The following is a 24,925-nucleotide window of genomic DNA, read 5'->3' on the forward strand; positions in this document are numbered from 1 at the left end:
CCCGTGGGCTGCGAAGCGGCCCACCAGCATTCCTCCTACGCTGTCGAGACCCCCAGCAGCAATTCGCCGTAGAGTTTTTCACCGCCATGATGACGAAAAGTCCGATGCTCGATGGTCGCTAGCTGCTCCTTTCGCGCCTCGATAGCCTTGTGTTTCGCCTGCTCTTCCCCGAACTTTTCCACGTTGAATGACCGGGACAGTTTTTTGCCTTCACGGGTCGTCGTTTGCGCGATCCAGTAGGTGTTCTTGCCGTTCGTCTGTCGTGAAACACCCGCCAGGCCACTGGTGTTACTGGCACGCAGCTTTTGCCGGATCGTGCGGCTCAGTGGCGGTGGGAAGCGGAGCATCTGTTTGTTGCGAAACTGCTCGGCAGCGGCACGCGCCGGACGCTCACCGCCATGGCTGATGAACGTAAATTCCTTATGAACCTTCGTGACGCCTTCCCTAAACAACGATACGCGCCAAGCCAAAGCCCCCGACTTCTTGTGGCGAACTCGGATGATTGCGTAGTCGTTGGTGTTTGCGGGTGCATCGGGGTTATCAGTGTGCAGTGGACCGTTATCGGGTGGTGGCTGATTAATCGACATACGTCACATACCTGGCCATCAGGTTCGGTCGTTGAAACGTATCGATGCTGGCGACGCGTTGATGCATCTCCCTGACCACCTGCTTGAACGTTGCTTCGTCCATGTCGATCCAGAAACGCGGGTTGCGACCGGTGCGGCGGTCGTATTCGGCTGTGGTGGGGTCGAGGTGGCGGTATTCCTCGTATTGGGGCAGGTCCGGTAAGGGGCGGCTGACGTCCATGTAGTTCTGGATGAAATCCCACAGGGCGCACGCGGGTTGCGACTCGGGGCCGGGGCAGAGTAATGCGCCGAAGTTGATCATGATGTTGCGGTAGCGATGGGCGAGGTAAAGCACATTCATCGGCATGCCCTGGCTGTCCGGGGACGTGGCGATGTAGGCGTCGAATTCGTAGAACGGCGCGGTGAGTTCACCGATGGTGCCGTTCTTTTTGTATTCACCGTTGTTTTTGTAGTCGAAGACGGTGACCAGACCGGTGCGGCGGTTGAGTTCCCAGATGGGGCCTCGGGAGGGTTTTAGCCAGAGGCTGGGGAAGTGTTTGATGACTATTGAGCCGATTGCCCAGGATAGGAGTGGTATGCCGAAAAACCAGGAGTAATACTCGAATATTGAGCGTTTTGTCAGTTTCCAGAATGGTTCTGTAGTTGCTGAAGTCATCACGAAGTGACTTGGAATGCTAAATATGAAAAATATGTAAAAAAACCATTTTCCGAAGGCTTTCATATATAGCCAGAAGTGAGAGCTCGCAGGAAGCGTCGCGTATCTGAATCGTTCATGGTCATCCCTTATGTGGAAATCAATAAGTTCTTGTGGGGTGGGAGAATAGTTGTCTGCTGCAATTTTCTCTTCACGCTCTTTTTTAATTTCTTCATGTTGACGTAGTGTTTTTGGTGAGAATTTTTCGAGATGGTTTACCGACGTTATGTCATCCGTATTGCCCCAAGGCAGTCTGGCCTTGGCAAAACGCATTATCCACGGACGTTCCGCCGAGCGTTCTTGTTGGGGGGGCTCATTCCATCCATAGGCAGTCTGGGCGTACCAAGATTGATCAGTCATTAGTTGCCATTCCGCGATTTATTTGTAAGTTCATCAGCCCAATAAAGTTCACCTTCGTTTTCGAAGTTCGGTTTTTTGTGGGACTCATCAAATGGCGTGCCGTCCTTTGGCGGTGGCGCATGAAAGTGCCAGCGTTGATTTTTTTGTTCCAGCACACACTGCGCTCTCACTTGCCATTGTTGTGCGACGCCAGAAGACCCTGTAACCAAATCGAAGGCGTAGTTCGGTGAGGTGTCGAAAAATAGTTCCAGACCTTGCGGTATAAGCCTTTGTGCTTTGGGCGAGACGAGCTGAATGTTAATCAGTTTTTTGAATGGCACGGTTTCACTTTTTAGGCGCCCACCCTTGAGTTCGAATGTATTGAGTCGGCAGTGAGCATTGATACTGAGCGTGCCCAAGTTTGAAATTAAACCTGGTAAGTTACTTTCGATGCGGATGCAAGTGTTAGACGAGATCACTTGAAACGGCGTCTTTGCGTGAATGTCATGTTTGGCGTTGGGCACGAATTCAGGGTTGGAACCCACGCTGATGCGGATGTCCGCAAACAAACTGATCAGATAATAGAAACCGCGCTGTGGATCCAGCAGGTGCGTATTGTCAGAATGAACTTGAGTGCCGAAAGGGCCATTAACCAGCCATTCTTCGATGGGCTTGTCGGTCAGCCACCAAGCGAGACCAGCGCCGATCAGGATCAATATCAGTGCCACCCAACCCGCCGGACCAAGTCCAAGAAAGGTGACGCTGCTGATAACCAGGCCACTGAGAGCGCTGGCTGCTCCACCCACAGCCATCATCAGATAGCCCCAACTGGCGTCATCGCCCCATGTCCATGCATACCAAGCGTCTGTCAGGCAAATGGCCGCAAGAACCAAACCACTGGTTATTTGCGCAACCAGACGCACGGTAAATTCCTTAACTAAATACTTGGCTAAGAGAGAATTTAAGGTTTTCACGGTTTCATCTGAAATACTGAACAGCACCTTGCGACCAGCCGCTAAAACTGATTCGGTACCGGCAAGTTTTACTGTCAGCATTTCCAAAGCGATAGCTAGATCCAACCCAGCTCCGAATGCGCCAATGTTTACACGAAATAACCCTTTTTCCCGTGCGACCTGCTTCCGACTTTCCCACTCCGTCCGAACATTCCAAACCTCCAACATCAAAACCCCCGCCGCAAACGGCAACGAGCCCAACACGCGATGCATCCGGCTATTAGCCAAATCCGCATGCTCATCCACTCCACGCTGCAACGCGCCTTTCACTGTCGCGTTATCCGTCCCCCGAGCCTCAACATCCGCTTTATGCACAGCATTAATCCGCCGATTCAGCTCACTAAGACTGTGCACCGTCGGATGATCCACCGGCATCACCAGCAGTTTGTAATTCCCTATACGCGGGGCACTTGGCGTCTCAAACACATCTGCCGCATTCCCCACTTTCAACGGCCGCCCCTGAGCATCCAGATACTCCCCCATCACCCGCCGTGGCCGCTGATCCCCCACCGGCACGTCGGACAAACCAAACAGGTGATACCGCTGCGGATCAGCATCCCGCCGATTGATGAAGTGCATTTCACCAAAGGTCTTGGGCATCAAACTGCGCAACAACCCCACGCCAAGTCCATGCAGATAGGCGCTGGTGGGGGCGTGTGCGACCTGTGCCTTCACCGCACTGCTGGCGGTTTCTAAAGCGCCAGCGAGATTTTCGTAAATGCTGACTAACGTGCTGGCCGCCGCTTTCGATTGGCCAGTCAGTGTGCTGTTCAGGCTGCCACTGGCCAGTAACCCTTCCAGTAAATGCCCGTCGAGGTGTTCGACCTGCGGGTAGTAAGGCCCCGGGTCGGTTTCGAATTCAGCGAGGTGTTGGGCTCGTAAACAACCATCGCCCTCGTTAACCGTTTTCTCGGTGGGCGGCACGTAAGGCGCAGCCAACGCGGCTTCATCAACGGCCGGCCAAAGCATCCCGTGCAGCGGGTGCGTCGGGTCGTGAGCGATGTCATTGAGCAACGTCTGGCCAACACTGGCCTGCGGGCTGTAAAGGCTCAACCCGGTCAGCGCATGGGTGACATCACCATTGCGGGCCAGCGGATCAAGTTGCGCGGGCACGGTGGCGAGGCTGGCGAAAACCTGGCTGACGGCAAACAGCGCCGCCAGGTAATCGAAGTCTTCCAGGCTCAAATGATCGGCCAACGTTTGCTGGGTGACCGGTTGTTGCAGGCACTCGGCAAGCAGAGCCTGCGCCATGTTCAGTTGTTGCCAAAGCAACGCGCGTTCAGCCGTGGCGGTGAAGCGGTTGATGTCGCGGCGGCCCGCCTCTTTCACTTTGTCGAAGCAGGCGTGCAACGGGTTTTTCTGGCCGCCGATGGTCGCCGGCACGATCAGTTGCTGAACCATGACCGCGCTGGCGTGGTGGGGGTGCAGGCTGGCGCGCTCGGCATACAGCGTCAGCAGTTGCTGTTGTTGCTGGATCTGCGACACCAGATGCCGCACACGGTGGCGTGGGTCTTCCAGCAGCACGCCGCACACACGCCGTTGCCGAGCGCCTTCCAGCACGTCAACGACCGTGGGCTGGGGCTGCCAGAGATCGGCGTCATCGGTGTTCGGTGTTTTTCCACGCAATTGATCCAGCAACGTGGCGAGGCAATCGGCCCAAGCGCTGCTTTCAAACGTTTCAGGTAACGCAGCTGTAGCACCTTGCTCCCACTGATCCAGACAGGCCTCGGCTTCGGTTTTACGCTGCGCCGCGAATTGTCCCGAGAGGTCGCACACGTAGCGCCCGGGATGCTCCAGCACATATTCGAAACCGCTTTGGCGTGCCCGTTGCGTGGCGATCAGGCTGACGGGAAAGGCTCGTGCGGCCAGGTTGTGCCACGTGATGCTGGCCTTGGTTGCGGCATCGGACGCTTGTGCATCCCATAGGTTGAAACCACTGAAGGCTTCCTGCATCGCCTGCCCATCGGGCTGCTGGTCAAAAAGCCGTTCGAACGTCTGGCTCTCGCACTGTAATGCGGGACTCTGACACCGCTGGGCGCGCAACTCTGGGTCCTCCTCCAGACGTTTCAGGCGTGCAGCGCTGAGCTGGATTTCGCTGAAACACAGTTGCACAGCTTCGGCAGGCAGATTGTTCCAGGTCGCGGGCAGCCAGATGTCGCTGAGATCGACGCCACTGGCCTGTCGGTAATCGCTGCTGAATGCCTGATTCAGGCGATAGGCCTGCAGATCGATATCGCGATAAGTCGTGAGTTCGTCGTCCTGTCGCACCTCCAGCTCCCGCCAGAGACGATCACGGTAAAACACGTAGACATAACCGCTGCGGCACAGCACCGGCGTCCCGAGGTCGTACTTGCTGCGAGTCCCGGGCAGCGCGACGAAAGGCAGCACCGGCACGATCTGATTCCACTGCGCTTCCAGTTGACGCGGTGTGACACGCACATCCTCCAGCAACGGCAGGCGAATGGGCGGGCCTTGGGCGGTGGCAATCTCCAGCCACAATTGGTGCTTGAGCGGTGCCGACCAATCCCACACAAACAGTTCGCTGTGGACGTTGGTTGAACGCTCGGTTTCGCACACGGCCTCATCGGTCAGGGCTTGGAGTGGTCCCAGGCCCGACTGATCAACGATCAGCAGTCGCTGGTTTTTCGAATGTCCCGTGCTAATGACCTGGACAATCAGCTTGTCGCGCTCGCAGCCTGGGCCTGCGGTCAACTTTCCGAGGCGCGTCATGACTGAACCTGCGTGCAGTGGGCGCTCAGGAAGGCGCTGATGTCTTCGCTGTCGTCGATGCCCTGAGTCAGGGCTTGTTCCAGCAAATAACTGGCTTGCACAAAGGAATGCTGGGGATGTTGCTGCCACCAGTGATAGAGAAATTGTTCATTGCGCTGGCGCGTCAGTGCCTCTTCCTGAGGGACGCTCAGCACCATTGCCCGGTGTGTCCATTCAATGCGCCAGTCCGCCGCGTGCGGGTTGTGCAACTGTTGCCAGCCGATTTCATCTGTCACTTGGGCGGCCCACGTCGCACCGAACCAGCGCAGACGACTGATCGGGCCGAGCCACAGGCTGAGGTCTTGCGCGGTACACGCGGAAAAAAAATAGCTGGCGACGGTCGGGTTGCTGTAGCGCAGCACGCCTTTGCGTTGCTGGTCGAAGTTGACGAACAGCATCTGGCGCAGATGCGCGAGTACCGAGGGCTTGTCACACGTGCTTTCGATCAGCAGACCGGGCCATTGCGCCGGGGTTTGCTCGATCGCCTGAGAGAGCGTTGGCTGGTTGTTCAGCCGGACCAGCAGCGGGCTGTGCTCGGCGAAACCGTCGAGTGAAGTGCCGGTGAACAGCTTCTGGGTGTCGGGATGTGCCGCCAAGCGATAGAGCGTTTCGAGTTGCGCGGCGGGGCGCTCCAGCAAAATCCATGTATTCATGAGCGATCTCCATAGCCCAGGGCTTTGCGGCATTGGCAGTCGCTCAGCGGGCAGTCCATCGGCGTACCGCCGCTGGGCATCTGGCAGAGTTCAATCAAGGCTTCGTCGCCGAGCAGTTGTTTGAGTAAGGCGGTTGAAACTGTTTCGGCGAGTGCTGGCTCGCTCGCGTCGAGCGCCACGGGGGTGGCCGCCATCGGCGGCATGGGCGAACCGCCTTGCGCAACCGGCACGCTGCTGAAAATGCCGGCCGCATTGATCGTGATCCACGCGCCACCGGCCTGGATCGTGACGCTGGCGCCACCATCGATGACGACGTGTTGGCCGGCGCTGACGTGGACCTGCTGTTGAGCGCTCAACCGGTGGTTGGTGGCGCGGATATGGCGGTCGCCATGCACCGTCAGGTGGTCGTCTTGGCGAATTTCCGTCAGCCGGTTGCCATGGGTGATGCGCTGTTCTTCGGCGCGCAGTTCATGACGGTCGTTGCCGCCGACCACAATGCTGCGCTGATTGTCGATTTGAACCCGTTCGTCGTTCAGCACGTGCTGTACGTAATCGCGCTGGGCACGGACGGAAATTTCCTCGGCCCCTTTGCGATCTTCGATACGCAGTTCGTTGAAACCGCCGCCGCCAGGGCTGCTTTGGGTTCTGAAGGTGCTGCGGGTTTTCTCGGCGGGGAGGTCGAGCGGGGGCCGATTCGCGCCATTGGCCAGGCAAGCGACGATCAACGGTTTGTCTGGGTCGCCTTGGTAAAAACCGACGATCACTTCCATGCCGACGCGGGGGATCAGCACGCTGCCATAACGGTCGTGAGCCCAGCCGCTGGCGACGCGCACCCAGCAACTGGAGTGATCGTTGTGCTCACCGTCGCGGTCCCAGGGGAACTGAACACGGACACGCCCATATTCGTCGCAGTGGATTTCTTCGCCGGGTGGGCCGCAGACCACGGCGTGTTGGTAGCCGTTGATCGTGGTTTTGGGGTGAACGAGCGCGGGCCTGAAAGGGGTGTCCCACGGTGTCGCAAGAAAGGTGTTGCGGTAGCCTTGGGAAAAATCGTCGCTCGGGGCGCTGGTGATCGACTCTTCGAGCACTTGCGGTTGTTTCGCGGTGTGGATGACTTCTGTCAGCAACCACAAGTCGTTCCATTCCTGGCGCGGGTGGTCGGTCAGGGGCAGGAAATGGCCACTGAGCAGCATCGGCTGATCGCTGCGTCCGGTGGCTTGCCGATAATCGCTGCGGTGCCGCTCAAGGGCTCGCCGGGCGCGGTGCTTGCCCTGTTCGCGGTCGGTGAAATGACCGGGGAAGCCGTAGTCTTCGAGTCGTAGCGGCGAAGGATCTTTCGCACCGCTTTCCAATTGCAGCAAAGGCTTTTCGAAGTCGTAGTCGCGGCGGGTCACGGCAGTGGCGCGAGTTTCCAGGGCGAGGGTGAAGGCGTTGATCACCGGGGCATCGGCGACCATGGCGCTGTCTTGCAGGTAGGCGGTGGGGCGGTGGAGTCTGGGAAATACCGTTTGATCATCGCCGAACACCAGCACGTGCCCCTCGCGGCTGTGCTCAAAGTGGTAATGCAGGCCTTCTTCTTCGCACAGTCGCTGCAGAAAACTCAGGCAGCTCTCGCCGTACTGGACGCAGTAATCCCGTGGGCGGTAATCGGTGCCGAGGGTGAAGCGGTAGCCATCACGGAGGATGCCGTGGCTTTCCAGGACCTGGGCGATGATCTGCGGCACGCTCAGCTTCTGGAATATTTTCTGGTTAACGCGGTGGCCCAGCCAGGCAAGGCTGGGCATCAGGCTGAGCTGGTATTGGGTCAGGCGCTTGCCCGCATCGCCCTGTCCGACGCGGTAAACCTGGCCATGAATGCCGGCGCCGTGGCGGTCGAAACTGAGAAAAGCCATTCGATGCAGAAGGCTTTCCAGGTCCAGATCGGGACGTTCGCTGACCAGTTTCAGATCAAAGCGAAAAGGTTGGCTGATGGCTTCCTTGCCGGTGAACTCAAGGACTCGCAGATCGTGGGCAAACCCCTCGATGTCCAGGAGGAAAGAGGCTTGGTTGGCAGGGCCGAACATCACACATCCCTAGTGCTGTTTTAGAAGGGCGGGACTGTGAATGAGTGAATGCGGGGTTTATGCAGGGCAAGTCTGTTTCGGGTGTAGGAATAGTCGTTTTGCTGATATGGATTTTTTCTGTGGAAGATTTCCTTCATTTGAGGCTGACAAAACGGAATTGAAGCGCATTCAGTCCGCCAGGCGGGCTGCCGTGACAGCCTGTTTACGTTATACTCGCCGGCTTTCAAAAGTTCGCCAACGAGTGCTGCCCGCCATGGAAATCAACCCGATCCTTAACAGTATCAAGGACCTGTCCGAGCGCTCCGAAACTATTCGGGGGTATCTTTGACTACGATCAAAAGCATGAGCGTCTGACTGAAGTCAATCGCGAGCTTGAAGATCCGGCTGTCTGGAACAACCCGTCGTACGCACAGGAACTGGGTCGCGAGCGCTCGCTGCTGGCTCAGATCGTCGAAACCCTCGACGAAATGCACACCGGTCTGGCCGATGCCAAAGACCTGCTGCTGATGTCCGCCGAAGAAGAAGACCAGGCTGCCGTCGATGACGTCGCTGCCGAAGTCGAACGTCTGCGCGAATCCCTGGAAAAACTCGAATTCCGTCGCATGTTCAGCGGTGAGATGGACGCCAACAACGCCTACCTGGACATCCAGGCCGGCTCTGGCGGTACCGAGGCCCAGGACTGGGCCAACATCCTGCTGCGCATGTACTTGCGCTGGGCTGACAAACGCGGTTTCGACGCGACCATCATGGAACTGTCGGCCGGTGAAGTCGCCGGTATCAAAGGCGCCACGATCCACATCAAGGGCGAATACGCCTTTGGCTGGTTGCGTACCGAAATCGGCGTGCACCGCCTGGTGCGCAAGAGCCCGTACGATTCCGGCAACCGTCGCCACACCTCGTTCTCGGCCGTGTTCGTGTCGCCGGAAATCGATGACAACATCGAAATCGACATCAACCCGTCGGACCTGCGCATCGACACCTACCGCTCCTCCGGTGCCGGTGGCCAGCACGTAAACACCACCGACTCGGCCGTACGTATCACCCACGTACCGTCCAACACCGTGGTCAGCTGCCAGAACGAACGCTCCCAGCACGCCAACAAAGACACCGCGATGAAAATGTTGCGGGCGCGCTTGTACGAGCAGGAAGTGCAAAAACGCAACGCCGCCTCCCAGGCTCTGGAAGACACCAAGTCGGACATCGGCTGGGGTCACCAGATTCGCTCTTACGTGCTCGATGCGTCGCGGATCAAGGATTTGCGCACTAACATCGAACGCAGTGACTGCGACAAGGTGCTCGACGGCGACATCGACGAATACTTGGTAGCAAGCTTGAAACAAGGGCTCTAAGGCACGCCCTACAGAATCTGCGGATACCTGTAGGAGCGAGGCTTGCCCGCGAACCCCGGCTCACAGCCGGGGGCAACGAACCTGTGATGGAATTTTTAAAGACATGAGCGACCTAGAACTCGACCCGCAAGCCCTGCAACAGGAAGAAAACTCCCTGATCGCCCTGCGCAAGGAAAAGCTGGCTGCCGAGCGCGCCAAGGGCAATGCCTTCCCGAACGACTTCCGCCGCGAAAACTACTGCGAAGAACTGCAGAAGAAATACGCGGACAAGACCAAGGAAGAGCTGGCAGAGGCTGCAATCCCGGTCAAGGTTGCCGGTCGCATCATGCTCAACCGTGGCTCGTTCATGGTGATCCAGGACATGACCGGTCGCATTCAGGTTTACGTCAACCGTAAAACCCTGTCCGAAGACACCCTGGCCTCGGTGAAAACCTGGGACATGGGCGACATCATTGCAGCCGTTGGCACCCTGGCGCGTTCCGGCAAGGGCGACCTGTACGTCGAAATGACCGAAGTGCGCCTGCTGACCAAATCGCTGCGTCCGCTGCCGGACAAGCACCATGGCCTGACCGACACCGAACAACGCTATCGCCAGCGTTACGTTGACCTGATCGTCAACGAAGAAGTGCGCAATACCTTCCGCGTGCGTTCGCAAGTGATTGCCCACACCCGTGCCTTCCTGATGCAGCGTGACTTCCTCGAAGTCGAAACGCCGATGCTGCAAACCATCCCGGGTGGCGCGGCGGCCAAGCCGTTCGAAACGCACCACAACGCGCTGGACATGGGCATGTACCTGCGCATCGCGCCGGAGCTGTATCTGAAGCGTCTGGTAGTCGGCGGTTTCGAGAAAGTGTTCGAGATCAACCGCAACTTCCGTAACGAAGGCGTCTCGACCCGTCACAACCCTGAATTCACCATGTTGGAGTTCTACCAGGCTTACGCCGACTACGAAGACAACATGGACCTGACCGAAGAACTGTTCCGCGAACTGGCGCAGCTGGTTCTGGGCAGCACTGACGTTCCTTACGGCGACAAAGTGTTCCACTTCGGCGAGCCATTCGTGCGTCTGTCGGTGTTCGACTCGATCCTCAAGTACAACCCTGAGCTGACCGCTGACGACTTGACCGACATCGACAAAGCGCGTGCCATCGCCAAGAAGGCCGGCGCCAAGGTGCAGGGCTTCGAAGGTCTGGGCAAGTTGCAGGTGATGATTTTCGAAGAGCTGGTCGAGCACAAGCTGGAACAGCCGCACTTCATTACCCAGTACCCGTTCGAAGTGTCGCCGCTGGCCCGTCGCAACGATGACAACCCGAACGTCACCGACCGTTTCGAGCTGTTCATCGGTGGCCGCGAAATCGCCAACGCCTACTCCGAGCTTAACGACGCGGAAGACCAGGCAGAGCGCTTCATGGCCCAGGTGGCCGACAAGGACGCTGGCGACGACGAAGCCATGCACTACGACGCCGACTTCGTTCGTGCGCTGGAGTACGGCATGCCGCCAACGGCGGGTGAAGGGATCGGCATCGACCGACTGGTGATGTTGCTGACCAACTCACCGTCGATCCGCGACGTGATCCTGTTCCCGCACATGCGGCCGCAAGCGTAAACGTTTCAGTTAAAAAGCCGCCTAAAACAGGCGGCTTTTTATTGCCTGTCTGGTACAAACGTATCAATTGGTTACTTTTGGCGTGAGAGAGGAAGACCTGTCGTGAATCGTGCAATGGCTCAAGAAGGTGCAGCGGGTATCGCCACTGCGGTCGCTGAAAGTGTTCAGTACCAGGGCCGCAAGGCCAGCCGACAGGGCAGCGAACAGCGTCGACAGGACATTCTCGATGCGGCCATGCGCATTGTCGTGCGCGATGGCGTACGGGCGGTGCGTCACCGCGCGGTGGCGGCCGAGGCCGGAGTGCCGTTGTCGGCCACCACTTACTACTTCAAGGATATCGATGACCTGCTCACCGATACCTTCGCCCAATACGTGGAACGCAGCGCGGCCTACATGGGCAAGCTGTGGGCCAGCAATGAAGGCTTGTTGCGCGAAATGGTGGTCAGCGGCGATGGCTCGCCGGAGTCGCGCTCACAGTTGGCGGACGATATTGCCCGGCTGATGGCGGACTATGTCCACCGCCAGTTGATCAACCGTCGCGAGCACTTGATGGCCGAGCAGGCCTTCCGCCAGGAAGCGTTGCTCAACCCGCGCCTGGCGCTGTTGGTGCGCTCCCATCAGCAGATCTTGTTGCAGGGCACCTGCCAGCTTTTCGAGGTATTGGGTTCCCGTGAGCCACAACAGGATGCCAAAGTGTTGACGGCGATTATCGGACGGATGGAATATCAGGGCCTGCTCAACGACGCCGAGCCTGCGGCCGAAGCCGAAATGCTCGGTATCCTCACGCGCTACATGCATTTGGTCTTGGCGTCGGTGTAACTCACGATCGTTCCCACGCTCCGCGTGGGAATGCCGCCCGGGACGCTCCGCGTTCCTAGCCCGGCGTGACGCAGAGCGTCACAGGATGCATTCCCACGCGGGAGCGTGGGAACGATCATCGTGCTGTATCGATAGGGAGTGTTGAATGAAAGCCTGGCGCGTCGTTGTGATCGCCTTGTCGTTCCTGCTGCTCAGTGGCTGCCTGGTGACCTTCAAGGATCCGCTGCCTTCGAGCGACCCCGCACCCAAAGGGCTGCTCGGCAAATGGACCAGCACCAACGCCTGGGGCGAGCCGATGAACCTGGAGCTGACGCGCATCGGCGACAACCGCTATCAGGCGGTCAGCTATTTCAAGGCCAAACCTCGCGAGCGCGAAGCCTATCCCTTCACGGTGTCCCGTCACGGCAGTCGCTGGTACTTGTCGGCGCCGGTGCCGGCCAGATTCGGCGGCCACTTCACAATCGCCGGGTTCGAAGTCAACGAAAAGCACGAACTGGTGGTCTACAACCTCGACCTCGAGCAGATCAACCAGGCCATGGGGCAAAAAGTCCTCAGTGGCGAAGGCTTCCAGACGGACGACGGCGATGGCGTGCTGATCAACACCGACATGAACCAAGTCTTCGCTTACCTCGACGACCCGGCCAATTCCGATGTGTTCGTCGAAGCCGTGCGCTACCAGCGCCTGGCCAAAGTCAAATAAAGCCATCACCTAACGGTTCTAGTACAGGAGTTTCGGGTGGACGATTACCAGCAGACGATACGCATTTTGTCCGATCGCATAGTGCTGGCACAGACGCCGATTCGCGTCCTCGATGCGGTCAAGTGGGACGACAACATCCGCAAGGGTTTCCTCAAGGCCAAGGGCAAGGAAATGCCGGCGGTGGACCGCGACTATTACCTGAACCGGCCGCTGGCCTTCGACTCCAGCAAAGTGAAACTGGAATTCCAGAACATCGAGCGCGACATCACCCGGCAGCTCGGCCAGTTCAACCCGGTCGGCCAGATCATGCGCCGCATGTGCAAGGAATACCGGATGGTGGTGCGCATGCTCGAAGCGCGCGGCACCGAGGATTTCGGGCTGATTTCCCAGGAGCTGTACGGCGCTGCGTCCGATGCGTTCCACGCCGGCGACCCGACCCTGGCCGACCTCGGCCTGATGATGTCCGACTACCTGAACAACATCGATGGCCGTGGCGATCTGAAGGATGAACCGAAAATCCTCACCGCCAAGGACGCCGTGCATCTATTGCAAACCCGCTTGAACAAGGTGTTTGGCGAGGCTGAGGAAACCATTCGGGTGTTCGAGTCCGACGGGATCGTCGCTGATGCGGCGGCCGGTGCCGACTACATCAAGATCCGCGCCGACGCGATGTTCAACGACCGTGACGTGCGCGCCCTGGAAGTCCATGAGGGCTTGGTGCATGTGGGCACGACCCTCAATGGTCTGAACCAGCCGATTTGCACCTTCCTGTCCAAAGGCCCGCCATCATCGACCGTGACCCAGGAAGGCCTGGCGATCCTGATGGAAATCATCACCTTCGCCTCTTACCCGAGCCGCTTGCGCAAACTGACCAACCGTACCCGCGCCATTCACATGGTGGAGGAGGGTGCGGACTTCTTGCAGGTGTTCGAGTTCTTCCGCGAGCAGGGCTTCGAAATGGGCGAAAGCTATGGCAACGCCAGTCGGGTTTTCCGTGGCTCGGTGCCCAATGGCCTGCCATTTACCAAAGACTTGTCCTACCTCAAGGGCTTTATCATGGTTTACAACTACATTCAGTTGGCCGTGCGTAAAGGCAAGCTGGAACAGATACCGCTGCTGTTTTGCGGTAAGACCACCCTGGAAGACATGCGGACCTTGCGTCAGTTGGTGGATGAAGGCCTGGTGGTAGCGCCCAAGTATTTGCCGGACCAATTCCGCGACTTGAACGCATTGTCGGCGTGGATGTGCTTCTCCAACTTCCTCAATCACTTGAGCCTGGACCGGATCGAAGCGGATTACTCGAACATTTTGTGAGCATCACACTGATCGTTCCCACGCTCTGCGTGGGAATGCATCCCGTGACGCTCCGCGTCACAGAGGGCGCGGAGCGCCCATGGCGGCATTCCCACGCGGAGCGTGGGAACGATCAATCTCACCCATCTCTGCGAGGTTTCAACGGATGAGAATCCTCGGCATCGTCTGCCTGCTCCTGACCCTCGGCGGTTGCAGCTCGCTGTTGTTCTACCCCGAGCCCGGCCAGCCGTTCACCCCGGATAAAGCCAAACTCGAATTTCGCGACATCACCCTGACCACCGCCGACGGCCTGAAGCTGCATGGTTGGTGGCTGCCGGTGGCCAAAGGCGTCGAGGTCAAAGGCACGGTGCTGCACCTGCACGGCAATGGCGGCAACCTGTCTTACCACTTGGGTGGCAGCTGGTGGTTGCCGAAAGAGGGTTACCAAGTGTTGCTGGTGGACTACCGCGGTTATGGCTTGTCCGAAGGCAAACCGAGCCTGCCGGCGATCTACCAGGACATCGACGCCGCGTTCAAATGGCTCGACCAGGCGCCCGAGGTCAAGGGTAAGCCGTTGATCGTCCTGGGCCAGAGTCTTGGCGGGTCGATGGCCGTGCATTACCTGGTCCAGCACCCGGAACGCCAGCTTCAGCTCAAGGCGTTGATCCTCGACGGCGCGCCCGCCAGCTACCGCGATGTCGGTCGATTCGCCCTGACTACCTCGTGGCTGACCTGGCCGTTCCAGGTGCCGTTGTCGTGGCTGGTGCCCGACGGCGACAGCGCGATCAACTCCATGGCGCAACTCAAAGGCGTGCCGAAACTGATCTACCACAGCATCGACGATAACCTCGTGCCCCTTTCCAACGGCATTCGTCTGTATCAAGCTGCGCCGCCACCGCGGGTGCTGCAACTGACCCGTGGCGGTCACGTGCAGACCTTCGCCGACCCGGTCTGGCGCCAGGTGATGCTGCGCTATCTCGAAGACCCACAGCATTTCAACGGTCTGCGCCGCCTGGGCGAAATCCCGAATTACCCGGTGCCCCTGAATTCAAAAGATGAACCACCAGAGAGTCCGCAATGAGTGAAGAACGTAACGCCATCCCGATGATCCTCACCGGTATCTGCACCATCCTCGGCACCGTTGGGGTGCTGTGGTACTACGGCTACCTGCACTTCGCCAAACCCGAGGATGCGTTGCTGCTCAGCGACTTCACCATGCTCAAGACCGTGCCGGGCGAAGACTACAAAGTCGCTCTGGAACCGGCGCCGCAAGTCGCCCAGTGCATCGATGGCGTGCTGGTGCTGTTCGACACCGAGCAAAAAGGCCTGACTGGTGTGTTGATCAACGGCCAGAAAAAAGCCGTGCGTTGCATGGGCCAGGAAACGCCGCAGAAGCTGGAACAGTAGAACGTCCGAAAAGATCGCAGCCTCGTTTCACTCGACAGCTCCTACACCGCTCCTACAGAGTCCGCGTGCTCCTGTAGGAGCTGTCGAGTGAAACGAGGCTGCGATCTTTTGATCCTAAAAACAAAAGCCCCGCCTGATCAGATCAGGCGGGGCTTTTGCGTTACCGCGTGACGCTTAGTTCGAGCTGACAGCCGAACGTGGCACCACTGGCTGGTTGTCGTTGGAAATGGTCACTTCCACCCGACGGTTCATCGCACGGCCCGACACGCTGCCGTTTTCAGCAACCGGGTATTCCTTGCCATAACCCTGGGCGACGATGCGTGCCGGATCAACACCCATCTTCACCAGCGCCATGCGCACGGAACCGGCGCGACGCTCGGACAGCGACTGGTTGTGGCTCGCGGTACCGGTGCTGTCGGTATAGCCTTCGACAATCGCTTTACGGTCCGGGTTTTCCTGAAGGAACTGCGCCAGTTTGTTGATATTCACCAGACCGCTGGACTTCAGATCAGCACGGTCGGTAGCGAACAGCACGTCACCGAAAGTCACCAGGGTGCCGCGATCAGTCTGCTTGGCGTTCAGGCTGTCTTGCAGTTGCTTGATCTGCTGGTCACGGGCATCCAGGCGAGCCTGGGCACGTTGCGCGGCGGCGTTCTTCAGATTGTTTTCAGCGGTGCGCAGGGCGATGGTCTGCTTGGCCACTTCCACGCGCTGATTGGTCAGGTAGGCCAGTTGATCGACCTTGGCCTGGTCTTGTTTGTCTTGATAAGCCTTGTCGGCCTTGTCCAGGTAATCACTGGCGTCTTTGGTCTCAAGGGCCGCGACTTTGCTCGCTTGCGGGTTGGCTTGCAGGCCGGAGTAGTTCACGCGGGCCTGTTCCAGGTTCGCGTTCGGCGGCGTGGAGCAAGCAGCCAGGGCAACGCTTGCGGCCAGGAGAGCGGGGATCATCAATTGTTTACGCATAATGGTTCGTCCTTTCTATCGATAAGAGCTTCAGGCATGGGGTCCGGATGCGCGCTTACTGCACAGTGCGCTGGCTTTCCTGACGCAGTTCCTGAACACCTTTCTGGGAATCCTTCACAGCCTGTTCGGCTTTCATCGCCTGGGCCTTGCGTTCGGCGACGCGAGCGTCCCACTCGGCCTGTTCGGCGAGGGTCCGGGCTTCGTCAAACTTCTTGTCGTGCATGGCGATTTCGGCCTGTTTCAGTTTGTCCTGGGCGGACTTCATTTCCACTGCGGCGAATTCAGTACCACCAGCGCTGACGGCGCTGTTCACGGCGGACTGGGTCACAGCGTATTGCTCGGTCGGCGGGTTGCCAGCGCAACCGGCGAGTACGAAGGTGCTGCCGATTGCCAGGGCAGCCAGTTTCAGACCGCGCAGGTGGGTGAACGAGGATTTGGCAGTGCTGGTCTTCATGGTCTTCAACTCCATTGGATATCTCCTGAAAAACATCTAAATCCATCCTGGTCCAAGGGGCCGTAACCGAACTTTCACAGCGATATTTGAAACGGCCGTACCAGGCGTGGTTACTGGGTACGACCCGAGGCGTTTTTCAAAAGTTCAGAGAAGATGGCCTATCGCCTAAAAAAACTTTGACCGAACGGACAAGGCTCTAGAACGGGAACTTTCGTGATGCGCAGGGGTATTCCCAGGCTTTTCAGGTCTCGGGATTACGCCATTTTTGAAGGGGAGTGCGGTTCATGTGGGAGCGAGCCTGCTCGCGAAAGCGGCGGGTCAGCCAACATGAATTTGACTGGACTGACGTCTTCGCGAGCAGGCCCGCTCCCACAGGTTTATCCCTGCGGGATCAATGTTTTGGCTTGTCGTTGCCAGCCGACAAATCATGCAAATGCCGACGAGACAACGCGAGGAATCGTGGAGTCGGACCGACGTCTTCGTACAGCGGATCGCCCTCTTCATCGGTGGCGACCACGGTCTGTCCTTTCACATACGGGAAGCTCGCTTCAAGCTCTTCCAGCGCCGCTCCGATCAATTCGCCCAGCAGCTCTTCGGGATGCCGTTTCGGGTACATCTCGGTGATCGCTGCCAGCCGGGCGGCGGCTTCCACATCCAGGTGAATCGTGTAGCCAGTGTCGGTCAGGCGACCCTTGGCGTTTTCTTCCCAATGCTGGGCCAGCTCACGGATTTTCATAATGACCTCATGGCGCTCCTGCTCATGGCAGGCGGTGTGAGTGTCCGGCGATGTCCGCCGGTAAGCCGTTGTGCGGCTTACTGTTGAGACTAGCTTTTAGCCACAAGGTTTAAAGTCCCTTTGTCGTGTTGCTTGTAAGAACCGGTCTGGAGCGGCACTCTTTAAGGTCTTAGCCGCCCGGATTTTTGCTGGAGAACTGCTGATGACCGATATTGATGCACGCTTGCGCGAGGACGTTCACCTGTTGGGTGAGCTGTTGGGCAACACCATTCGTGAACAGTACGGGGACGGTTTTCTCGACAAGATCGAGCAGATCCGTAAGGGCGCCAAAGCCGACCGTCGCGGTTCGATGGACGCCGAGCTGAGTGCCAGCCTCAACCAGTTGAGCGAAGACGAGTTGCTGCCGGTGGCGCGGGCGTTCAACCAGTTTCTCAACCTGGCCAATATCGCCGAGCAATATCAGCTGATTCACCGCCGCGAAGAGTCGCAGCCCGCGCCGTTCGAAGCCCGAGTGCTGCCGGAGCTGCTCGCTCGATTGCGCGCCGAAGGCCACAGCGCCGAATCCCTGGCCCGGCAACTCGGTCGGCTGGAGATCGAGTTGGTGTTGACCGCGCACCCGACCGAAGTCGCGCGCCGCACGCTGATCCAGAAATACGACGCCATCGCCGCGCAACTGGCGGCCCAGGACCATCGTGACCTGACCACTGCCGAGCGCGAGCAGATCCAGGCGAAATTGCAGCGCCTGATCGCCGAAGCCTGGCACACCGAAGAAATTCGCCGCACGCGCCCGACACCCGTCGACGAAGCAAAATGGGGCTTTGCGGTGATCGAACATTCGCTGTGGCAGGCGATCCCCAACTACCTGCGCAAGGCCGATCTGGCGCTGCACGCCGCCACCGGCCTGCGTTTGCCGCTGGAGGCCGCGCCAATCCGCTTCGCCTCGTGGATGGGTGGCGACCGTGATGGCAACCCGAATGTCACGGCGGCGGTCACCCGCGAAGTGCTGCTGCTGGCGCGCTGGATGGCCGCTGATTTGTACCTGCGCGATGTCGATCACCTGGCGGCCGAGTTGTCGATGCAGCAGGCCAGCGAAGCGCTGAAAGCCAAGGCCGGCGACAGCGCCGAGCCTTACCGCGCAGTGCTTAAGCAACTGCGTGAACGGCTGCGGGCGACCCGTAATTGGGCTCATGCCTCATTGACGAAGACCACGCCGGCCCCGGCCGATGTGCTGCAAAACAACCGCGACCTGCTTGACCCGCTGGAGCTGTGTTTCAACTCGCTGCACGAGTGCGGCATGGGCGTGATCGCCGACGGTCCGCTGCTCGATTGCCTGCGTCGGGCGGTGACCTTCGGCTTGTTCCTGGTGCGCCTCGACGTGCGTCAGGACTCGTCCCGACACACCGCGGCCATGACCGAAATCACCGATTACCTGGGCCTCGGTCGTTACGAAGACTGGAGCGAGGAAGAGCGCATCGCCTTCCTGATGCGCGAGCAGAATAATCGTCGGCCACTGCTGCCGGCGTACTTCAAACCGTCCGCAGACACCGCCGAAGTGTTGGCGACTTGCCGGGAAATCGCCGCCGCACCAGGTGCTTCCCTCGGCTCCTATGTGATCTCCATGGCCGGTGCCGCCTCTGACGTACTGGCCGTGCAACTGTTGCTGAAAGAGGCTGGTGTATTGCGGCCGATGCGCGTGGTGCCGCTGTTCGAGACCCTCGCCGACCTCGATAACGCCGGCCCGGTGATCGAAAAACTGTTGCTGCTGCCAGGCTATCGCGCGCGCCTGCATGGGCCGCAGGAAGTGATGATCGGCTACTCCGACTCGGCCAAGGACGCCGGCACCACGGCGGCGGCCTGGGCGCAGTATCGGGCGCAGGAGCGTTTGGTGGATATCTGCCGCGAGCAACAAGTGGAACTGCTGTTGTTCCACGGTCGCGGTGGCACCGTGGGCCGTGGCGGCGGCCCGGCGCACGCGGCGATTCTGTCGCAGCCGCCAGGGTCGGTGGCGGGGCGTTTCCGCACCACCGAGCAGGGGGAAATGATTCGTTTCAAATTCGGCCTGCCGGACATCGCCGAGCAAAACCTCAATCTGTACCTGGCCGCCGTACTCGAAGCGACCTTGCTGCCGCCACCGCCGCCGGAGCCAGCCTGGCGCCATCTGATGGACGAATTGGCGGCTGATGGTGTCAGCGCTTACCGCGCCGTGGTGCGGGAAAATCCGCAGTTCGTCGAGTACTTCCGCCAGTCGACCCCGGAACAGGAACTCGGCCGTTTGCCGTTGGGCAGCCGCCCAGCCAAGCGCCGCGCTGGCGGGATTGAAAGCCTGCGGGCGATTCCATGGATCTTCGGCTGGACCCAGACGCGCCTGATGTTACCGGCCTGGCTCGGTTGGGAAGCGGCCCTGAGCAAGGCGCTGGAACGTGGCGAAGGTGAGCTGTTGGGGCAAATGCGCGAGCAGTGGCCCTTCTTCCGTACCCGCATCGACATGCTGGAAATGGTGCTGGCCAAGGCCGACGCGGACATCGCGCAGTCCTACGACGAGCGGCTGGCCGAGCCCGATTTGCTCCCTTTGGGTGCGCATTTACGCGACCTATTGTCGCAGGCCTGCGCAGTGGTCCTTGGGCTGACTGGTCAGTCGCAGCTACTGGCACATAGCCCAGACACCCTGGAATTCATTCGCCTGCGCAACACCTACCTCGACCCGCTTCATCTATTGCAGGCCGAACTGTTGGCCCGTTCGCGGCAACAGGAAGTGGCGCAGGGTAGCCCGGTAGAACAGGCGCTGCTGGTGTCTGTGGCGGGGATTGCCGCCGGTTTGCGAAATACCGGCTAAGGTTTTCCTCTTGGGTCCGTGCACTTGGCTCGCGGGCCAGGTGCCCGTGGGCGAGGGGCCGCAAAGGTCTGGCAGGCGACAGTTAATGACGGGGTTGCGACTAGGGGCACCTCATCCAAAGGTCGCGACAGGCACGGGTTTCTCCGACTTTCGGCGGCTTGTGTGGTCAGGGCCTGCTGTGTATCTTGATCAGCCTTTGGCCGTTTGGGCGGCCACGACCCTATTTTTGAGATTGGCCCCACGAGGCGAATCTGACGTTATCTATATAAAAAATTGAGGAGCACATCGATGCGCGTCATTCTGCTGGGAGCTCCCGGGGCCGGTAAAGGTACTCAGGCTAAGTTCATCACCGAGAAATTCGGCATTCCGCAAATCTCCACTGGCGACATGCTGCGTGCAGCGGTCAAGGCCGGCACCGAGCTGGGCCTGGTCGCTAAAAGCATCATGGACAGCGGTGGTCTGGTCTCCGATGACCTGATCATCAATCTGGTCAAGGAACGCATCAGCCAGGCCGATTGCGCCAATGGTTTCCTGTTCGACGGCTTCCCGCGCACCATTCCCCAGGCTGAAGCACTGGTGAAGGCGGGCGTTGAGCTGGACCACGTGGTTGAAATCGACGTTAAAGACGAAGACATCGTCCAGCGTATCGCCGGTCGTCGTGTACACGAGGCTTCCGGCCGCGTGTACCACATCGTCTACAACCCGCCGAAAATTGCCGGTAAAGACGACATCACCGGTGAAGAGCTGGTGCAGCGCAAAGACGATACCGAAGAAACCGTGCGTCATCGCCTGTCGGTCTACCACGCTCAGACCGAGCCTCTGGTGAAGTTTTACCAAGAGCTATCCGCTGCTCAAGGCAAACCGAAGTACAGCCACATCGAAGGTGTTGGCTCGGTTGAAGCGATCACCGGCAAGGTGCTTGAAGCGCTGAACTGAAAAGTCTGAACCGCTTCATCTTCTACGGCCCGCTTGCGGGCCGTAGTTGTTTATACTGGCGCACTTTTTCTGACCTCTCTTACGGAAACATCGATGAGCACCTTGCTGGCCCTGGACACCGCGACTGAAGCTTGCTCCGTTGCCTTGCTGCATGACGGCAAAGTCACGAGCCATTACGAGGTGATCCCGCGCCTTCATGCGCAGAAACTGTTGCCGATGATCCAGCAACTGTTGGCCGATGCCGGCACCACCCTGCAAGCGGTGGACGCCATCGCATTCGGCCGTGGGCCGGGCGCGTTCACCGGTGTGCGGATCGCCATCGGCGTGGTGCAGGGGCTGGCGTTTGCGCTGGAGCGTCCAGTGTTGCCGGTGTCGAACCTGGCCGTGCTGGCCCAGCGCGCCTATCGCGAACATGGCGTCAGCCAGGTCGCGGCGGCCATCGATGCGCGGATGGATGAAGTGTATTGGGGCTGCTACCGCGAAACGGCGGGGGAGATGCGGCTGGTGGGCAATGAAGCCGTGCTGCCTCCGGAAGTGGCGGCGTTGCCGGCTGATGCCAGTGGCGAGTGGTTTGGCGCGGGCACCGGTTGGGGGTATGCCGAGCGGATCGACGTCAGCCTGACCGGGCAGGACGCAGGCATGTTGCCCCATGCTGAAGACCTGTTGACCCTGGCGCGCTTTGCCTGGGAACGCGGTGAGGCGATTGTGGCGGATGAGGCGCAGCCGGTTTATTTGCGCGATAAGGTGGCGACCCCCAAAGCGCGGTAATCCGGTCAAAAAGATCGCAGCCTTCGGCAACTCCTTGCCGAGCGCATTTCCCTGTAGGAGCTGCCGAAGGCTGCGATCTTTTCTTTTGAATCCGCCAATCGTCAGTTTCTACCCCCCGGCTTTAAACCTTTTTCCTTTTATGTGTTCTAGTTATCACTCGACAGTTTGCGAAGTGGTCCATGCGCCACTAAACTGCCATCACTGATACCGAGCATGCACTTATGCGTATAGACGGCCTTTCCTCTCAGTCCTACCCCATCAAGCGCAAGCCTCGCAAAGGCAATATCGTGCTGGATGAATCCGTCGATGACATCGACGGCGAGCTGGAATTTCCGACTGAAGAGCAACTGGCCGCCCGCGCCGCCAAAGCTTCCGCGCAACGCTTGAGCAATCTCCCCGCCCGTCAGCAAGACATGATTTATCACCGCGCCATGAGCAAAAGCGTAGCGATGGCCCTGGCCAGCTACCTGAGCACCGCCGGTTTTGTCGATTGGGATGCCGATGTGCTGGGTCTCGATCTGTACATCTGATGCTGTTGCCTTACTACCTCGGTTGCCCGTCCTGGAGTGAAAACGCCTGGCGCGACTATCTCTACCCGCAAGACGCCAAACCCGCCGAATTCCTCAATCTCTATTCCCAAGTGTTCAACGCCGTAGAAGGCAACACGACCTTCTACGCGAGCCCGGCTGCCGCCACCGTGCAGCGCTGGGCCGAAACCATGCCCGAACACTTTCGCTTCACCGCCAAGTTCCCCGGCGACATCAGCCACAGCGGCGACCTGCGCGAACAATTGACCGCCGTCGACACCTTCCTGCAATTGCTCAGCCCGCTGGGCGAGCGTGTTTCTCCGGTCTGGCTGCAATTGTCCAAAAGCTTCACCCCGCAACGACTGTCGGAACTGGCCGGTTTTATCGACGCCGTGGATCGACCATTGGCAGTCGAAGTGCGGCATGACGCGTTCTTCGCCAAAGGTGACGCTGAGCGCATGCTCAATCGCCTGCTGCTGGATCGTGGTGTCGAGCGTATCTGCCTCGATCCGCGAGCGTTGTTCAGTTGCATCTCGACTGACCCTTCGGTGCTCCATGCTCAATCGAAGAAACCCCAAGTGCCACCGCGTCCGGCGGCGTTTACGCAATTCCCGCAGGTGCGATTCATCGGCCATCCGCAGCTGGAGGCCAACGATCCGTTCCTGGTGCCGTGGGTCGAGAAGATTGCCGTGTGGATTGAAGAGGGCCGCACGCCCTATATCTTCCTGCACACCGCCGACAACCTGCTGGCCGCCAAACTGGCGCAACGTTTTCACGCAAAACTGATGCTGCGTTTGCCTGGCTTGCCGCCGCTGCCTGAGCTATACAGAGAGCCCGCCGCCGAGCAACTTGGCCTGCTCTGAGGCGGTTTCCTTCCTCTTCTCAGGAGCCTGCCAATGGATGCGCAAACCCGTCGAGCCCAGGCGTTCAAAGCACTGCATGAACGCGCGGGGGCTTTTGTCATTCCCAACCCGTGGGACGCCGGTTCGGCGAAAATGCTCGCCAGCCTTGGCTTCGAGGCACTGGCGACTACCAGCGCCGGTTATGCCTTTTCCAATGCACGCCCCGATGGCGGATTGTCGCTGGACGATACCCTGGCGAATGTTCGGGCAATTGTCGCGGCAACTGATTTACCGGTGGCGGTCGATCTGGAAAACGGTTTCGCTGATGATCCCGCCGAATGCGCCCAGAGCATTTTGCGTGCGGCAGAGGCGGGTGCGGTCGGCGGTTCGATAGAAGATGCCACCGGTAATGAAGACGCGCCGATCTACTGCTTCGAACATGCCGTGGCGCGTGTCGAAGCGGCTGTAAAAGCGGCTCGCAGCCTGCCGTTCCCTTTTATGCTAACGGCCCGCGCCGAGAATTTCTTGCACGGCAATCCTGATCTGGACGACACCATCCGCCGCTTGCAGGCGTTCGCCGAGGCGGGCGCCGACGTGTTGTATGCGCCGGGCCTGCGCAGCGCCGAAGACGTGTTGGCGGTGGTTCGCGCCGTGGCGCCGAAACCGGTCAATGTGTTGATGTCCGGCGGGCTCAAGTTGACGGTCGAGCAGTTGAGCGAGATGGGCGTCAAACGCATCAGCGTCGGTTCGGCGCTGGCCCTGGCGGCGTATGGCGAGTTCTTCCGCGCGGCTGAGGAGATCAAGACGTCGGGCACGTTCAGCTTTACATCGCGTTCAATGCCGTACGCGCAGGCCAATAAATTGTTCAAAGGCTGACGATGCGGTTTGCAAAGGGATTGCTGCTGGTGCTGTTGATGATTGGGGCGGCGGGGCTGAGCGTCTGGCGCGGTTGGATTCCCGTGCCCGCGCAGTGGAATCCCTGGGCGCCACTGGACGTGAACGCCGCGCCCAATTTTCTGACCCGCTACAAACTGATGCGCCTGCGCGATGACCCGCAGTTGTGCGATCAGGCACTGAGCAGTTCCGGCCTTCGCGTTTCGCGCCAGGCCGACAGCCCGGACGCGGCATGCCCGCTGACCAACACCCTGCGCGTCCAGGGCGGCGAGGTGGCCCTGAGCAGCAGTTTCCTCGCCAGTTGCCCGTTGGCCGTGGCGTTCGCCCTGTTCGAGCGCCACGCACTGCAGCCAGCGTCACAGGCGGTTTATGGTCAGGCCGTGACGCGGGTCGATCACCTCGGCAGTTTCGCCTGCCGCAACATGTACAACCGCGAGAACGGTGCCCGCAGCCAACACGCCAGCGCCAATGCCCTGGATATCGCCGGTTTTCGTTTGGCCGATGGCCGAACCATCAGTGTGCTCAAGGATTGGCCCAAGGATAATCGGGACGCACGTTTCCTACGGCAGGTCCGTGATGGCGCCTGCGACATGTTCAGTGTGGTGTTGAGCCCGGACTACAACGCCGCCCATCGCAATCACTTTCATCTGGATGTCGGGCCGTGGTGGGTGTGTCGCTGA

The 24,925-nt window shown here is 59.4% G+C and carries 22 protein-coding genes; 14 read left to right on the plus strand and 8 right to left on the minus strand.

The window, feature by feature from the left end; translation table 11 throughout:
- Positions 1–35: 35 nt before the first annotated feature.
- The 5 genes from ACA071_RS05595 to ACA071_RS05615 are packed head-to-tail and all read right to left on the minus strand — an operon-like array spanning position 36 to position 8,118.
- A complete protein-coding gene (locus tag ACA071_RS05595) occupies positions 36–587 on the minus strand; it encodes an AP2/ERF family transcription factor (protein ID WP_497643482.1) in 552 nt (183 codons plus the stop codon).
- Positions 577–1,641 carry a hypothetical protein gene (locus tag ACA071_RS05600; protein ID WP_497643483.1) on the minus strand — a complete coding sequence of 355 codons (1,065 nt, stop codon included), beginning with the start codon at positions 1,639–1,641 and terminating at the stop codon, positions 577–579. The genes ACA071_RS05595 and ACA071_RS05600 overlap by 11 nt, the downstream gene beginning before the upstream one ends.
- Positions 1,641–5,363: a toxin VasX gene (locus tag ACA071_RS05605; RefSeq protein ID WP_497643484.1), complete on the minus strand. Its 3,723-nt coding sequence runs from the start codon at positions 5,361–5,363 to the stop codon at positions 1,641–1,643. The genes ACA071_RS05600 and ACA071_RS05605 overlap by 1 nt, the downstream gene beginning before the upstream one ends.
- Positions 5,360–6,055: a DUF4123 domain-containing protein gene (locus tag ACA071_RS05610; RefSeq protein ID WP_497643485.1), complete on the minus strand. Its 696-nt coding sequence runs from the start codon at positions 6,053–6,055 to the stop codon at positions 5,360–5,362. Before ACA071_RS05610 ends, ACA071_RS05605 begins: the two co-directional genes overlap by 4 nt.
- Positions 6,052–8,118 carry a type VI secretion system Vgr family protein gene (locus ACA071_RS05615; RefSeq protein WP_497643486.1) on the minus strand — a complete coding sequence of 689 codons (2,067 nt, stop codon included), beginning with the start codon at positions 8,116–8,118 and terminating at the stop codon, positions 6,052–6,054. Before ACA071_RS05615 ends, ACA071_RS05610 begins: the two co-directional genes overlap by 4 nt.
- Before the next feature lie 253 nt (positions 8,119–8,371).
- On the opposite strand from ACA071_RS05615, the gene prfB reads away from it, so the two are divergent.
- From prfB to ACA071_RS05650, 7 genes are all read left to right on the plus strand, one after another.
- Positions 8,372–9,467, plus strand: a protein-coding gene (prfB, locus tag ACA071_RS05620; RefSeq protein WP_201195569.1) for a peptide chain release factor 2 whose coding sequence is annotated in 2 segments (ribosomal slippage) — positions 8,372–8,443 and positions 8,445–9,467 — 1,095 coding nt in all. Because the reading frame shifts where the segments join, the coding sequence is not laid out codon by codon here.
- A gap of 103 nt (positions 9,468–9,570) precedes the next feature.
- Positions 9,571–11,073: a lysine--tRNA ligase gene (gene lysS / locus ACA071_RS05625; RefSeq protein WP_497643487.1), complete on the plus strand. Its 1,503-nt coding sequence runs from the start codon at positions 9,571–9,573 to the stop codon at positions 11,071–11,073.
- Positions 11,074–11,175: 102 nt separating this feature from the next.
- Positions 11,176–11,892, plus strand: a complete 717-nt coding sequence (locus tag ACA071_RS05630) for a TetR/AcrR family transcriptional regulator (protein WP_497643488.1) — start codon at positions 11,176–11,178, stop codon at positions 11,890–11,892.
- A 145-nt stretch (positions 11,893–12,037) separates the two neighbouring features.
- A complete protein-coding gene (locus ACA071_RS05635; protein ID WP_497643489.1) occupies positions 12,038–12,592 on the plus strand; it encodes a hypothetical protein in 555 nt (184 codons plus the stop codon).
- Positions 12,593–12,628: 36 nt separating this feature from the next.
- Positions 12,629–13,906 (plus strand): flavohemoglobin expression-modulating QEGLA motif protein, encoded by a 1,278-nt coding sequence (locus ACA071_RS05640; RefSeq protein WP_497643490.1) that lies wholly within the window; start codon positions 12,629–12,631, stop codon positions 13,904–13,906.
- Between the two features lie 145 nt (positions 13,907–14,051).
- Entirely contained in the window at positions 14,052–14,966 is a 915-nt protein-coding gene (locus ACA071_RS05645) for an alpha/beta hydrolase (protein WP_497643491.1), read from the plus strand.
- Positions 14,963–15,292 (plus strand): PA3694 family proteiin, encoded by a 330-nt coding sequence (locus ACA071_RS05650; protein WP_497643492.1) that lies wholly within the window; start codon positions 14,963–14,965, stop codon positions 15,290–15,292. Before ACA071_RS05645 ends, ACA071_RS05650 begins: the two co-directional genes overlap by 4 nt.
- A 174-nt stretch (positions 15,293–15,466) precedes the next feature.
- On the opposite strand, the gene lptF is transcribed toward ACA071_RS05650, so the two are convergent.
- The 3 genes from lptF to ACA071_RS05665 all read right to left on the minus strand — a co-directional run bounded on the left by lptF (position 15,467) and on the right by ACA071_RS05665 (position 17,445).
- Entirely contained in the window at positions 15,467–16,255 is a 789-nt protein-coding gene (lptF, locus tag ACA071_RS05655) for a lipotoxin F family OmpA-related lipoprotein LptF (protein ID WP_497643493.1), read from the minus strand.
- 55 nt (positions 16,256–16,310) lie between these two features.
- A complete protein-coding gene (locus ACA071_RS05660; protein ID WP_497643494.1) occupies positions 16,311–16,724 on the minus strand; it encodes a DUF4398 domain-containing protein in 414 nt (137 codons plus the stop codon).
- Between the two features lie 376 nt (positions 16,725–17,100).
- Positions 17,101–17,445: a pilin assembly protein gene (locus ACA071_RS05665; RefSeq protein WP_497643495.1), complete on the minus strand. Its 345-nt coding sequence runs from the start codon at positions 17,443–17,445 to the stop codon at positions 17,101–17,103.
- Between the two features lie 202 nt (positions 17,446–17,647).
- On the opposite strand from ACA071_RS05665, the gene ppc reads away from it, so the two are divergent.
- The 7 genes from ppc to ACA071_RS05700 all read left to right on the plus strand — a co-directional run bounded on the left by ppc (position 17,648) and on the right by ACA071_RS05700 (position 24,925).
- Positions 17,648–20,278: a phosphoenolpyruvate carboxylase gene (gene ppc / locus ACA071_RS05670; protein WP_497643496.1), complete on the plus strand. Its 2,631-nt coding sequence runs from the start codon at positions 17,648–17,650 to the stop codon at positions 20,276–20,278.
- A gap of 288 nt (positions 20,279–20,566) precedes the next feature.
- Entirely contained in the window at positions 20,567–21,214 is a 648-nt protein-coding gene (gene adk / locus ACA071_RS05675; RefSeq protein ID WP_497643497.1) for an adenylate kinase, read from the plus strand.
- 93 nt (positions 21,215–21,307) lie between these two features.
- Entirely contained in the window at positions 21,308–21,982 is a 675-nt protein-coding gene (tsaB, locus tag ACA071_RS05680; RefSeq protein ID WP_497643498.1) for a tRNA (adenosine(37)-N6)-threonylcarbamoyltransferase complex dimerization subunit type 1 TsaB, read from the plus strand.
- Between the two features lie 221 nt (positions 21,983–22,203).
- Complete coding sequence (locus ACA071_RS05685; protein WP_497643499.1) at positions 22,204–22,512, plus strand: hypothetical protein; 309 nt, start codon at positions 22,204–22,206, stop codon at positions 22,510–22,512.
- Positions 22,512–23,372 (plus strand): DUF72 domain-containing protein, encoded by an 861-nt coding sequence (locus ACA071_RS05690; protein WP_497643500.1) that lies wholly within the window; start codon positions 22,512–22,514, stop codon positions 23,370–23,372. The genes ACA071_RS05685 and ACA071_RS05690 overlap by 1 nt, the downstream gene beginning before the upstream one ends.
- Before the next feature lie 33 nt (positions 23,373–23,405).
- Complete coding sequence (locus ACA071_RS05695; protein ID WP_497643501.1) at positions 23,406–24,227, plus strand: isocitrate lyase/PEP mutase family protein; 822 nt, start codon at positions 23,406–23,408, stop codon at positions 24,225–24,227.
- A 2-nt stretch (positions 24,228–24,229) separates the two neighbouring features.
- Complete coding sequence (locus tag ACA071_RS05700) at positions 24,230–24,925, plus strand: extensin-like domain-containing protein (protein WP_497643502.1); 696 nt, start codon at positions 24,230–24,232, stop codon at positions 24,923–24,925.

Source organism: Pseudomonas sp. LBUM1646, from assembly GCF_059716165.1.